The sequence below is a fragment of the Lonsdalea britannica genome (assembly GCF_003515985.1).
GTDB lineage: Bacteria > Pseudomonadota > Gammaproteobacteria > Enterobacterales > Enterobacteriaceae > Lonsdalea > Lonsdalea britannica.
This window is the reverse complement of record NZ_CP023009.1, coordinates 3,035,276-3,047,701: the sequence shown is the minus strand read 5'-3', so window position 1 is coordinate 3,047,701 and position 12,426 is coordinate 3,035,276. Positions and strand designations below refer to the sequence as shown.

The 12,426-nt window shown below is 52.5% G+C and carries 9 protein-coding genes and 2 pseudogenes; 6 read left to right on the top strand and 5 right to left on the bottom strand.

Going from position 1 to position 12,426, the window contains the following annotated elements; translation table 11 throughout:
• Positions 1-174 precede the first annotated feature (174 nt).
• The 3 genes and pseudogenes from sirB1 (at position 175) to CKQ53_RS18480 (ending at position 2,326) form a co-directional block, all read left to right on the top strand.
• Positions 175-984: an invasion regulator SirB1 gene (gene sirB1 / locus CKQ53_RS14010; protein ID WP_085652029.1), complete on the top strand. Its 810-nt coding sequence runs from the start codon at positions 175-177 to the stop codon at positions 982-984.
• A 44-nt stretch (positions 985-1,028) separates the two neighbouring features.
• Positions 1,029-1,882, top strand: a pseudogene (kdsA, locus tag CKQ53_RS14005) (3-deoxy-8-phosphooctulonate synthase).
• Positions 1,883-2,140: 258 nt separating this feature from the next.
• Entirely contained in the window at positions 2,141-2,326 is a 186-nt protein-coding gene (locus CKQ53_RS18480) for a hypothetical protein (protein WP_139824064.1), read from the top strand.
• Positions 2,327-2,560: 234 nt separating this feature from the next.
• Here the strand turns inward: CKQ53_RS18480 and ydgH are convergent, their stop codons facing one another.
• Entirely contained in the window at positions 2,561-3,511 is a 951-nt protein-coding gene (ydgH, locus tag CKQ53_RS14000) for a DUF1471 family protein YdgH (protein WP_094118749.1), read from the bottom strand.
• A gap of 506 nt (positions 3,512-4,017) precedes the next feature.
• Between ydgH and pntA the strand changes: the two genes are divergently transcribed.
• Both pntA and pntB read left to right on the top strand, forming a co-directional pair.
• Complete coding sequence (gene pntA, locus CKQ53_RS13995; protein ID WP_118895111.1) at positions 4,018-5,550, top strand: Re/Si-specific NAD(P)(+) transhydrogenase subunit alpha; 1,533 nt, start codon at positions 4,018-4,020, stop codon at positions 5,548-5,550.
• A gap of 10 nt (positions 5,551-5,560) precedes the next feature.
• Positions 5,561-6,949: a Re/Si-specific NAD(P)(+) transhydrogenase subunit beta gene (gene pntB, locus CKQ53_RS13990; RefSeq protein WP_085652024.1), complete on the top strand. Its 1,389-nt coding sequence runs from the start codon at positions 5,561-5,563 to the stop codon at positions 6,947-6,949.
• 323 nt (positions 6,950-7,272) lie between these two features.
• Here the strand turns inward: pntB and uspE are convergent.
• The 3 genes and pseudogenes from uspE to ogt form a co-directional block, all read right to left on the bottom strand.
• Positions 7,273-8,249, bottom strand: a pseudogene (gene uspE / locus CKQ53_RS13980) (universal stress protein UspE).
• A 126-nt stretch (positions 8,250-8,375) separates the two neighbouring features.
• Positions 8,376-9,128 (bottom strand): fumarate/nitrate reduction transcriptional regulator Fnr, encoded by a 753-nt coding sequence (gene fnr, locus CKQ53_RS13975; RefSeq protein ID WP_085652022.1) that lies wholly within the window; start codon positions 9,126-9,128, stop codon positions 8,376-8,378.
• A gap of 197 nt (positions 9,129-9,325) precedes the next feature.
• Complete coding sequence (ogt, locus tag CKQ53_RS13970) at positions 9,326-9,838, bottom strand: methylated-DNA--[protein]-cysteine S-methyltransferase (protein WP_094118747.1); 513 nt, start codon at positions 9,836-9,838, stop codon at positions 9,326-9,328.
• Positions 9,839-10,086: 248 nt separating this feature from the next.
• Between ogt and CKQ53_RS13965 the strand changes: the two genes are divergently transcribed.
• A complete protein-coding gene (locus tag CKQ53_RS13965; RefSeq protein WP_139824063.1) occupies positions 10,087-10,674 on the top strand; it encodes a hypothetical protein in 588 nt (195 codons plus the stop codon).
• Between the two features lie 51 nt (positions 10,675-10,725).
• On the opposite strand, the gene CKQ53_RS13960 is transcribed toward CKQ53_RS13965, so the two are convergent.
• Positions 10,726-12,309, bottom strand: coding sequence for a ferritin-like domain-containing protein (locus CKQ53_RS13960; RefSeq protein WP_094118745.1), 1,584 nt, complete (start codon positions 12,307-12,309; stop codon positions 10,726-10,728).
• Between the last annotated feature and the right edge of the window lie 117 nt (positions 12,310-12,426).

The following is a 12,426-nucleotide window of genomic DNA, read 5'->3' as shown; positions in this document are numbered from 1 at the left end:
GCTGTGAGAGAGCCCGTTTGGCATAATTACTTACATTCTGCCTCGCGTCCGGGGGTTGTGACACCCATGACGACGACAGTAAATTAGCAGGATAGCGTTAATGTTTGCCTTGGTGGGCCTGCTATCTTTAAAACGCTGGATTATCACCAAGTTACCTATGCTGATGGAATACCTATGAGTGCTATTGCCGATTTCGAATTCAACCGCTCACCGTTGAGTGAAGGGGTAATCTTAGTTTCCCAGGAAATACGCTGTGACTTCTCTGCGACGGAAGTGCGACGAAATCTGCAACACCTTGTCGATGAAGCCCGGAAAGCTATCCCGACGCATCTGGCCCCGGAACAGAAACTGGAAAATCTGATTGCGCTGTTTTTTGGCGCTTGGGGCTTTGGCGGCGCGAGCGGCGTGTATCGCCTGTCAGACGTGTTATGGCTGGATAAAGTTCTCTCCACACGTCAGGGAATGCCGGTTTCGCTGGGCATTATTTTTATGCACATCGCTCAGCAGATTGATCTGCCGTTGATGCCTGTGATTTTCCCCACCCAGTTTATTATCCGCGTCGACTGGCTGGACGAAGAGATGTGGCTCATCAATCCGCTTAACGGCGACACATTGAGTGAGCATGTGCTGGATGTCTGGTTGAAAGGGAACATTGGCCCTTCAACGCGCCTGCTGGATGAGGATCTGGACGAAGCAGAAAACGTCATGATTGTCCGCAAGCTGCTGGATACGCTGAAAATCGCTCTGATGGAAGAAAAGCAAATGGAGCTGGCGCTGCGCGCCTGCGAGGCCGTGTTGCAATTCGACCCGGAAGACCCTTACGAGATTCGTGACCGGGGATTGATCTACGCTCAGCTTGATTGCGACCATATTGCGCTCTCTGACCTGAGTTACTTTGTAGAACAATGTCCCGAAGACCCTGTCAGCGACATGATCAAAGTACAGATACACTCCATCGAACAGAAAGACATTGTGTTGCATTAACTGCGAATTTGGTTTTTTGATTTATCCGACATTAAGGTAACTGTATGAATAACAAAGTGGTAAACGTCGGGGATATCCCGGTTGCCAACAATCTTCCCTTTGTACTGTTTGGCGGTATGAACGTACTCGAATCTCGCGATTTGGCGATGCGGATTTGCGAGCACTACGTCACCGTCACGCAAAAGCTGGGCATTCCTTATATTTTCAAAGCGTCGTTTGATAAAGCTAACCGCTCTTCCATTAACTCTTACCGTGGCCCTGGTCTGGAAGAGGGGATGAAGATTTTTCAGGAACTGAAACAGACCTTCGGCGTGAAGATTATCACCGACGTTCATGATGCACAGCAGGCCCAGCCGGTATCAGAAGTCGTTGATGTTATTCAGCTGCCCGCGTTTCTGGCGCGTCAAACCGATCTGGTTGAAGCCATGGCCAAGACGGGTGCCGTGATCAACGTAAAAAAACCACAGTTCATCAGTCCAAGTCAGGTCGGGAATATCGTTGATAAGTTCCGCGAGGGGGCAACGAGCAGGTCATCCTGTGCGATCGCGGCAGTAACTTCGGCTACGACAACCTCGTTGTCGACATGTTGGGCTTCAACGTGATGAAACAGGTCTCAGACGGTTCTCCGGTGATTTTCGACGTGACCCATGCTTTACAGTGTCGCGACCCGTTCGGTGCTGCATCCGGTGGGCGTCGTGGTCAGGTGACGGAACTGGCGAGGGCGGGGATGGCGGTTGGTCTGGCCGGACTGTTCATTGAAGCTCATCCAGACCCGGATAATGCCCGTTGCGACGGACCTTCAGCATTACCGCTGAGTAAGTTGGAACCATTCCTGCAGCAAATTAAAGCTATTGATGATCTGGTGAAGAGCTTCCCTGAACTGGATACCAGCCATTAACTGACAAATTTTCAGTCAATTTAAACTTAGCCTGCGAATGCGCAGGCTTTTTTGTCTCTAAACGAGGAACGCATTATTAGTTACAACATACTTTATCCATTCTTAAAGAATAGCCATACCTTAACTTCTGTGTGAAACATCTTTAAAGCAAGATGAAAAGTCGCGCAGGGCTAACGTCGTCGCCATTGTCGCCCGAGCAGAGCGGGTCCCCTCGACGATCTACCGCCGTTGGAAGGGCCCTCCTTATTTCTGGTCGATATGGCAATTAAACAAATGCAACCCGAGCAGCAGCCGTTAGAGACGGGAAGCTTTAGCGGCGACAACCTGTCGAAACAGAACGGACAATCCCCCCTTGTCGCTCCGTTACTTAACCGCATTCATTTCGCTGGCGATACACCATCAGAGCAGGAAGTTTGCGTTCTTGTGGAACGACTCCTGATTTAATCAGATTCGACGCTCGCACAGTAAGCTCGACGTCCACTGATAACGAGGTTTATCGCGACGAATGGGGGACAGTCTTAATCGCTGGAATAGAGGGGTTACATTCAATGTTTCGCGACTATCGTCAATTAGTGGCGTGCGGGTGATGCTATCACGAATGCATAGAAGGCAAGGAGGAGAGAGATAGGAAAGCAACGGGATAACGGCTATATAGACCGATATCCCGTCGGGGGCGCGTTACTTGTAGAGATCGGCGCTAATCGTGTAGCGATCGGCGTTATCCTGCCACTCTTTGGTAATGTGATAGTACTTCGCGCCTTTATCTGCTGCACGCTTGGCGATAGCTTCGGTGATTTCCGTCGGCGTGCTGAAACGGCCGCGGATGCTGACAGAATCAAATGGCACCATCTGTGCCGCCGTCGCGTTGTTCAGTTCCTGAATACGATTACCGTCTTTTGTCGTCACCGTATAACGTGGCCCCACGGTAGAAGCCTGCGTTTGGAAGAAATTGCCGACATTGCTGCTAAGACTGGAGGAGGTCGCGACTCCAGGGATTTCTACGCGTTTAGCCGCTTCGCCGCCTGCGGCCAGCGCTGCTTTACCGGCCTGGGAATCGGCAGGAATGACATCCGGGCTTTGTACACGGCGTTTAGCCGCATCTTTTTTGTAGATGAAAGCGGTAATGCTCTGACTGTTGCCACGGGAGTTAATATCGACCTGGCGAACAATAAAGAAGGAATAGGCACCTTTGCGCTGTGCCGCTTCGCCAATCGCCGCAGTCACATCTGGCTGCGTTGGGAAATAACCGCTCACGGTGACGGTGTCGAAAGGCTCCAACTGCGACGCCTCATTTTTTGGCAGCTCTTTCACACCGCTAAAGGTACGGTAGGTAGTGACGTCGGAAACCTTCGGCGCATCATTATGATACAGGTCTACCGTCACCGCCCAGCGTCCGCCATTAACTTCAGCCGTGCTCTGGATATAAAACGCATCTGCGCCTTTTTCGTCAGCGCGCTTGGAGGCATCGGCAGCCGCCTCATAGATGGCGTTATAACGGCCCATAAAGGTAATACGTTCGAAGGGTTTAACGGCTTCGGCTTTTTCCGGCGTCAATTCCTGCGCAGCCTGCGCGGAAAACGCTAATATGGAGAGGAGGGTGGAGGCAATAACGCGAGTTCTCAGCTTCATAAAAAATCCTTTCGCCTGACGCAGTACGGTTGATTCGAATAGGCACACTGTGTGTTAGCCGCCGATTATGTCACGTAATAATCCCCAGTGCTTCAGCATTTTAAAGCAAACATCCTTGCCGAATCATCGACCAGAAAGAGGAGGGCAAATGTGGAAATAAAGGTAACTGATATCGTTGAGTCCATCATGACAGTTTTTTATCAGCACGCCCCGCCAATAACCGCGATTTTCGGCTAATTTTGTGAAGCAATCGAAAATAATTTTTCGACAATTATGTTAAGGAATATGGGGTTTTAAACGCTAGCGACGCGAAAAATCGTGGTTTGACTCGCCCGGACTGGGGTTTTAGATCAAAATTATTTTACGAGTGGATCATTACTTCCATTTTCAGTAGGTTATAACGGCATTTATCGAAAAGTTCGAGGGTATGAACTTATGCGATAAATAATTCTTCAGGTAAATCATTATAACAACCTTCGTTAAATCTGAGCGAAAAGGGATTCCGTATGCGTATTGGTGTACCAAAAGAACGGCTAACCAATGAAGCCCGCGTGGCCGCAACGCCGAAAACGGTGGAGCAGTTGCTAAAATTGGGCTTCGAGGTAGCAATAGAACGTGGGGCAGGGAAACTTGCCAGCTTCGAAGATTCCGCCTACGAACAGGCAGGCGCCACACTTCTGGATACATCGGATATCTGGCAGAGTGACATCATTCTCAAAGTGAATGCGCCGGAAGACGATGAGGTCGCGCTGACTCGGGCAGGAAGCACCGTAGTCAGTTTCATCTGGCCCGCACAAAACCCTGAATTGCTAAAAAAACTGGCCGATCGTCAGGTAACCGTGATGGCGATGGACTCTGTGCCGCGTATTTCCCGTGCACAGTCCCTGGACGCCCTGAGCTCGATGGCGAATATCGCCGGTTATCGTGCGATTGTTGAAGCCGCGCATGAATTCGGCCGTTTCTTTACCGGGCAGATCACCGCTGCGGGTAAAGTCCCCCCGGCGAAAGTGATGGTGATTGGTGCTGGCGTTGCTGGACTGGCAGCTATCGGTGCCGCGGGAAGCTTGGGCGCTATCGTACGTGCCTTCGACACCCGTCCGGAAGTGAAAGAGCAAGTGCGCAGTATGGGCGCAGAGTTTCTGGAACTGGACTTTGAAGAAGAAGCCGGCAGCGGCGATGGCTACGCCAAAGTCATGTCCGAGGCCTTTATCAAAGCGGAAATGGCGTTGTTCGCCGCCCAGGCGAAAGAGGTGGATATCATCGTCACCACTGCGCTGATCCCCGGCAAACCCGCACCTAGACTCATCACCAAAGAGATGGTGGAGAGCATGAAGCCCGGTAGCGTGATCGTCGATCTGGCCGCGCAAACCGGCGGGAACTGCGAACTGACGGTGGCCGATCAGGTCACGGTCACAGACAACGGCGTCAAGATTATCGGCTACACCGACCTACCGAGCCGTTTGCCTACCCAGTCTTCCCAGCTGTTCGGCACCAACCTGGTGAATCTGCTGAAACTGTTATGCAAAGAGAAGAATGGCGAAATTGATGTCAACTTCGAAGATAACGTGATCCGCGGCGTGACCGTCGTGAAAAGCGGTGAAATCACCTGGCCGGCACCGCCGATTCAGGTTTCCGCACAGCCGCAGCAGGCGCAACCTGCCGCCGCCGCGCCGAAAAAGCCGGAAGCAAAACCTGCGTCCCCATGGAATAAATACATCATCCTTGCCGTCGCTATCGTGCTGTTCGGCTGGTTAGCCAACGTTGCTCCGCCAGAGTTCCTGTCGCATTTCACCGTGTTTGCGCTGGCCTGCGTGGTCGGATATTACGTGGTATGGAACGTCAGCCACGCGCTGCATACGCCGCTGATGTCCGTGACGAATGCTATTTCCGGCATCATCGTCGTCGGGGCGCTACTGCAGATAGGGCATGGCGGCTGGGTGTCGTTCTTTTCCTTTATCGCTGTACTGGTTGCCAGCATCAATATCTTCGGTGGTTTCACCGTCACTCAGCGCATGCTGAAAATGTTCCGCAAGAATTAAGGAGTCAAGGATGTCTGGTGGATTAGTCACGGCAGCCTACATTGTCGCTGCCATATTGTTTATTTTCAGCCTTGCTGGGTTATCCAAACATGAAACCTCTCAACAGGGGAACATTTTTGGGATCACCGGTATGGCGATTGCGCTACTGGCGACTATTTTGGGACCGAATGCTGATAACGTCGGATGGATCATCGTGGCGATGGCGATCGGCGGCGGTATCGGCGTTCATCTGGCGCGCAAAGTTGAAATGACGGAAATGCCGGAGTTAGTGGCGATTTTGCACAGCTTCGTGGGTTTCGCCGCGGTATTGGTAGGCTTTAACAGCTATATCGATCATGGTGAAATTACCGATCCTGTCCTGATCAACATTCACATGACCGAGGTTTTCCTAGGCATCTTCATCGGAGCGGTTACCTTTACCGGTTCAGTTATCGCGTTCGGGAAGCTTCGCGGAACCATCTCCTCCAAACCGCTGATGCTGCCTAACCGCCACAAGCTGAATCTGGCCGCGCTGGTCGTGTCCTTCCTGTTACTGTTGGTCTTTGTGAACACGGGCAGCGTCTCTCTGCAGGTTCTGTCTCTGCTGCTGATGACGGCTATCGCTCTGGTGTTTGGTTGGCATCTGGTCGCGTCTATCGGTGGCGCAGACATGCCAGTGGTGGTTTCCATGCTGAACTCCTATTCAGGTTGGGCCGCTGCGGCAGCCGGTTTCATGCTGAGCAACGATTTGCTGATCGTCACTGGCGCGCTGGTCGGTTCTTCCGGCGCTATCCTGTCGTACATCATGTGTAAAGCGATGAACCGCTCCTTTATCAGCGTCATTGCGGGTGGGTTTGGTACAGACGGCGCGGTTTCTTCCGCCAGTGAAGAAGTGGGTGAATACCGTGAAACCACGGCGGAAGAGGTTGCTGAACTGCTGAAAGGCTCCAGTTCAGTCATTATCACCCCAGGCTATGGTATGGCCGTCGCACAGGCTCAGTATCCGGTTCACGATATTACCGCCAAGCTGCGTGAACGCGGTATCAACGTTCGTTTTGGTATTCATCCGGTCGCCGGACGTCTGCCGGGCCACATGAACGTACTGCTCGCCGAAGCCAAAGTGCCTTATGACATCGTACTGGAAATGGATGAAATCAATGATGATTTCGCCGACACCGATACCGTGCTGGTCATTGGCGCCAACGATACGGTCAACCCGGCCGCGCAGGAAGATCCGAACAGCCCCATCGCGGGAATGCCGGTTCTGGAAGTGTGGAAGGCGCATAACGTTATCGTGTTCAAACGCTCGATGAATACGGGCTATGCCGGTGTACAAAACCCGCTGTTCTTCAAAGAAAACACGCAGATGCTGTTTGGCGATGCCAAAGCCAGCGTCGAAGCCATTCTGAAAGCCCTCTAAGCTTTCTTTTTAGCTACCCCAACGCCGCCTCGTGCGGCGTTTTTTTCATCTCTACTCCACAAAACATTCATCGCCACCTCACCATCACGTAAGCCGATACCCTTTATTATTACGGGAAGACGATAAACCGACGTGCGGATAATGAGGGGCAAATTGACTCGCGCACGAGAGTCAGGGTCAGGGTCAGGGTCAGGGTCAGGGTCAGGGTCAGGGTCAGGGTCAGGGTCAGGGTCAGGGTCAGGCAGAGTGAGTTGAATGAGGGGTTGAAGCAAGAGAAAGCTGTGGGGCGCCGGGTATTCGGCGCCCCGTTTAAAACGAGAGGGTTATTGCACGCTATTCAATTCCGGTGCGGTATCGTCGTCACTCTCGCCAGAGGCCTGCGGAGAAACAAAATCATCCGGTTTAATCGCCAATAAATCACATTTCAGACGATCGATGACGTGTTCGACGGTATTCCCGATAAAGGCGGCGGATAATCCTGTTCGGCCTAGAGAGCCCAACACGACAACACCAGCCTGCAAGTGCTCGGCCAGGTCGGGGATCACCTCTTCAGGCAACCCTTTTTCAACATGCGTAAGACGCTCGTCGAGATTGAATTTTTGCCGTAGCGCCTTCATTGCCAGCAGATGCTGACCGCGAATGGCATCGTTGTACACGCTGGGGTCGAAGTCCGGCAGTTCGATGGCGACATTGATGGGCGTTGCCGGGTAGGCCCCACCAAATGCACATCGGTCTGATTGACCTGTCTGGCGAGGTCCAGCGTTTCGGAGACCAACTTAATATTCAGGGGGTCATGCAAAGGATCTTCGCTCGCAAGATTGACCGCCACCAACGCCTGACCGCCATCGGGCCAAGGCTGGTCTTTCACCATCCAGACCGGGCAGGGACATTTGCGCAACAGCTGCCAGTCGGTCGGCGTAAAGATGACCGCTTCCAATCGGTCGTGCTGACGCGCCATTTTCAGCAGCAGGTCGTGCTTACAGGCGATGACTTCCTGAATAATGGCTTCGAACGGCTTGCTATGCCAAACCACTTTGATCTCGATGGGGATGCCCATATCGCGATAATACTGGCTTTGCTGAGTAATCCATTCGGTTCGCTGGGCGATAACGCCTTGCCGCATCTCGGTCCGCTCATCGGGAGACAGCAGCGTCGTCATTTCATAGGAAAAATCGTAGATCGGCAGAAACGCCTTGATACGGCCGCCAAGCCGTTGCACCAAATACACGGCGCGACGCAGTGCCGGTTGGTCATCCTGATTAGGGTCAATAGCGACCAGTAGATTCTGATACTTCGCCATAGGTCCTCCTTTCGGCTGACGATTCGCAGCCTGCATAAATAAGAGTACCCCAAGAAAATTATTTTGAACAACTGATGATGGGAGCCGAATCAATAATTGAGGACAACCGTTGATTCGGCAGGGGAATTAGATTTTCTGACGGGCGGTTCCGGCCAGTTCGGCCAACGCTTCGATTTTTTCGATCGTGATGTACTTGCCTTTTACCGCCAGCGTCCCGCTTTTCTGGAAGCGGCCCAGCAAACGGCTGATGGTTTCGACCGTCAGGCCAAGGTAGTTACCGATGTCGCCGCGGGTCATGGTCAGACGGAATTCGCGGGGAGAGAAGCCTCGTTGCGCAAAACGGCGTGACAGGTTGTAGATAAAGGCCGCCAGACGCTCTTCGGCGTTCTTTTTCGACAGCAGCAGGATCATGTCCTGGTCGCTACGTATTTCACCGCTCATCAACCGCATCATCTGCTGACGCAAGTTGGGCATTTTTCCAGACAGGTCGTCCAGTGTTTCGAAGGGGATTTCGCAGACCATCGATGTTTCTAACGCCTGCGCGAAACTCGGGTGCAGAGCGTTGCCAATGGCGTCAAACCCGACCAGATCACCGGCCAGATGAAACCCGGTAATCTGCTCGTCACCCTGTTCGGTAATCGTGTAGCTTTTAATCGTTCCAGAGCGAATGGCATAGAGGGATTTCAGCTCATCACCGGCCTTGAATAACGCTTGTCCTTTCTGGATCGGTTTCTTCCTTTCAATGATGTTGTCGAGCTGGTCCAGCTCGTGCTCATTTAAGGTAAAGGGGATGCAGAGTTGGCTGATGCTGCAATCCTGACAATGGATTGCGCAACCACCGGACTGGATGCGTCGGATTATGCGCTTTTCAGGAATCATAGGTTTTGCTCTGGCGATAATTGACATTGGTCAATTTTAACAGCTTTTAAGGTCACTGATAAGACCACAGACACTCAAGAAGAGGGAATATCACGCACTGAGAGTTCAGAAATGTGAATGGCTGGTAACCTCGTGTTAACCATTGAAGGTGAAGGTATAAGCCAATGTGAAAATGTTATCCGATGAATTACACCCGGCTATGATAAGTAACCTTCATGTATTAGCAGCCATTCCTTACGCTGGATGCCACCGGCATAACCGGTCAGCGCGCCGCCTGCGCCAATAACCCGATGGCAGGGGACGACAATGCAAATCGGGTTTGCGCCGTTCGCCATACCGACGGCGCGCGATGCCGTCGGGCGTCCGAGACGCGCGGCAAGCTGACCGTAACTCATTACCGATCCGCATGGAATATCTCGTAATGCCTTCCACACTTGCTGCTGAAAATCGGTGCCTGCCGCCGCGACCGGCAATGAGTCAATCGCAGCCAACTCTCCGGCGAAATAGCGCTGCAAAGCGTCGCTCAGTCCGCCGGGGTTGACGCTGGGGGACAGTCGCACTGGCGCATCGCGATAGCGTCGCTCCAACGTGCGATGCAACTTGCCTTCGAATTCGCTCCATTCAAGTGCGCGCAAATCGTGATTTTCGTCGGCAACCACCATCAGCCCGCCAATCGGCGTCGCTATTTTATCAAGCAAAAAGGTTTGCATCGTGATTTCCCCAGAAAGGTGAATGGCCAAATGAGCATACTATCGGCTTCACTTTTTGACTATGGTTAGATCATCGACAACCGCGGGCGGCAGTCTACGGCGAAGTTCACGATCGTTTTTGCTGATAGCGCTGAATCGCTGCTTTTAAGTACAAACAAGCCCGTTGAAGAAAAGAATCTGGAAATGCAGCCGATAAGAACCTATTGAGTCAAAACATTCACTTTTAATAAAGAAATAGGGATGGAGCTATGCCGATGAAATTTCGGGCCAGTTATATCGCCGCCATGTTGTTGCTGACGACGCCGGTGATTGGTCAGACGCAGGACACCAATACAGACAACATAGAGGGTTATACGTCACAGGCGTTGGCCTCTGCGCTGCCGGATACGGTCAACGGTTTGATGCGACGCAGCCTGAACACGGACACCACCAACCATATTATTGATGCGGAGTACATCGAGTCGTCGACGAACCGTAAGGCGCTGATTTCGCTGTATACGCTACCGGTCAATATGAGCGGCGAAATTCCTCACGCCGATCGGGAAAGCGATGTCGATGCCGTCATCGCCAGTGCGGAGAAAGAGATGCTACGTCAGCGCATCCAGCCGGAGAAACGGACACTGACCAGCAGCAACGGTTCAACTGTTCGCTGTCTGCAGACGATGCTGAACAAACAGGTGCTGCACTCCCTATGTGCCACTTACGTCCAAGGGCGAATTATGGAAGTGCAACCCGTGACGTTTACTGATACCGCCGCATTGCCTGCCGCCGTCGCGGCTCAGGATAAACTGGTCCTTGAAATCAGCGATAAAATGCATACGCTGCCGGCCAAATAATGTCTACCAAACGAGGGGCTGTCTCCACAGACCCTCGTCCTTTTCCTACGCCTAGCCGTTCGATTCGGCTCCTGCATGAGAAGCCGCTAAGGCCGCCTGGATCCGCATCGGATTGAAGTATTGACGCATTAGCACGACTTTATGATCGTCATTAAACTCGTAGCGAATTGCCCAGTCATAGCTGTAAGGGACACGCGTCGTCTTGGTGATGCCTTGTTCGCCGCCATAGGCCATCGCTTCGTTGCCATTGAAAAACACGTTCTCGGTGCCAATGCTGCTGAACTCCACCGTTTGTTCCATTAGCGACCAATAGCGACGAAAACCGTCATGGCCATAAAACACCCCCGCGTAGGGGACGTCGATGGGGCCGGAGATATCCCAGATGATGTGTTCACTCATACACGCCACCGCCTTCTGTACATCGCCGGAAGCATAGGCCTGCATCAGCGTACTCAACGTTTTCTGATTGCTGTTGAAATTCACGTCCGGCACGGCGCTGGGTGACAATGTCACTTTTGGCGGGGTGTATTCAAACGTCGGGGCGCAAAAATAGCCGTTATCGCCGGGGTACGGCATACGGACAATATGTAAGAATTCATCTCGCAGCGTATGCATCGAAGCCAGCGCCGGCATCAATTTTTGAGGTTTCCCACACAGCCCTTGCTGAAGTTGTTCCAGCAGTTCGCAGTAGCGACGATTAAACCGAACGATCGCCGCTTGCGCGTCGCCCGCGGGATAATCGCTGACCTTGAGTCCGCTATGGGTTTTGACGGCATGGTCCCAGCCGGTGGTTAGCTGGACGCCCGTTGGTCCGCTGGCGATGGTCAGTTGGACGCCCGTTGGTCCGCTGGCGATGGTATCGTCAGACACGTAACGGCGTCCGCAGTAGATTTCATTGAACCGATAGTAGTGCGCGATTTCACCATCATCGCTGAGCCAAAGTTGATTCGGCGATCCTTCGCCCTGATGGAAAATGACTCTCACCGCCTCGATGGCGCTGTTCAGGTCGTAGACCGGGATCACGTTACTGCCTGCGCCATAGGTAAAATGTTCAGGGGCGATTTGGCGGTTAGCGTCGCCGCAAAAAACGGCTGTTTCGCCGAATGCGTTTACGGCCGCTCGCAGGCGAGATTCGATATAGACGTAAAATTCGCCGATGCTCATATCGCTACAGACGTGATTCGCCACGACCTCGGGGCGGATGTATTTCGGATGCTCTATCTGCATCGCCTGATGAATGGCGTGAGGAGAGAACGCATGCAGCTGAATTTCTAGATCATCAATGCCAAACGGCAGCGGTGCGGGATAGTCCGGCAAGAAATCAGGCGCATTGACCTCCGGCGTGCCGCCCACGGCGTTAAGCACGTTGCCGACCAAAACGAAATGCAACATTTCTTCGACGACGACGCTGCGAATCACGTCCGATATCCAGCGGTCTCTATCGTCGTTCAGCGTGTAAAGCATGGTGAGGTAAGGAGGGATAATCGCATGCTCCAGCGCCATCGCTTTTTTCAGCAACGTGCGGATATCATCCAGTTCCTGGCTCAGCGTTTGTCGGCTCTCAAGCTCGACAAATCCGTTGACCTTGAAGTGGTTTTCCCTATCAAGCTGACCAGCGTGATCGTGTAAATTCATGATGACAATTCCATTTTTTAGCTGTGCGAGTCGTGAAAAAAAGTTTCACGTCAAAGAAGGCGTTTTCGAATTTGGTTCACTCGATCAGGCCACAATCCGATCTGATTTTGTATGGTT

Coding starts and splice junctions, on each gene's coding strand:
- pntB (WP_085652024.1), top strand. CDS start 5,561: ATGTCTGGTGGATTAGTCACGGCAGCCTACATTGTCGCTGCCATATTG.
- CKQ53_RS13965 (WP_139824063.1), top strand. CDS start 10,087: ATGCCGATGAAATTTCGGGCCAGTTATATCGCCGCCATGTTGTTGCTG.
- CKQ53_RS18480 (WP_139824064.1), top strand. CDS start 2,141: ATGGCAATTAAACAAATGCAACCCGAGCAGCAGCCGTTAGAGACGGGA.
- ydgH (WP_094118749.1), bottom strand. CDS start 3,511: ATGAAGCTGAGAACTCGCGTTATTGCCTCCACCCTCCTCTCCATATTA.
- sirB1 (WP_085652029.1), top strand. CDS start 175: ATGAGTGCTATTGCCGATTTCGAATTCAACCGCTCACCGTTGAGTGAA.
- fnr (WP_085652022.1), bottom strand. CDS start 9,128: ATGATTCCTGAAAAGCGCATAATCCGACGCATCCAGTCCGGTGGTTGC.
- ogt (WP_094118747.1), bottom strand. CDS start 9,838: ATGCAAACCTTTTTGCTTGATAAAATAGCGACGCCGATTGGCGGGCTG.
- pntA (WP_118895111.1), top strand. CDS start 4,018: ATGCGTATTGGTGTACCAAAAGAACGGCTAACCAATGAAGCCCGCGTG.
- CKQ53_RS13960 (WP_094118745.1), bottom strand. CDS start 12,309: ATGAATTTACACGATCACGCTGGTCAGCTTGATAGGGAAAACCACTTC.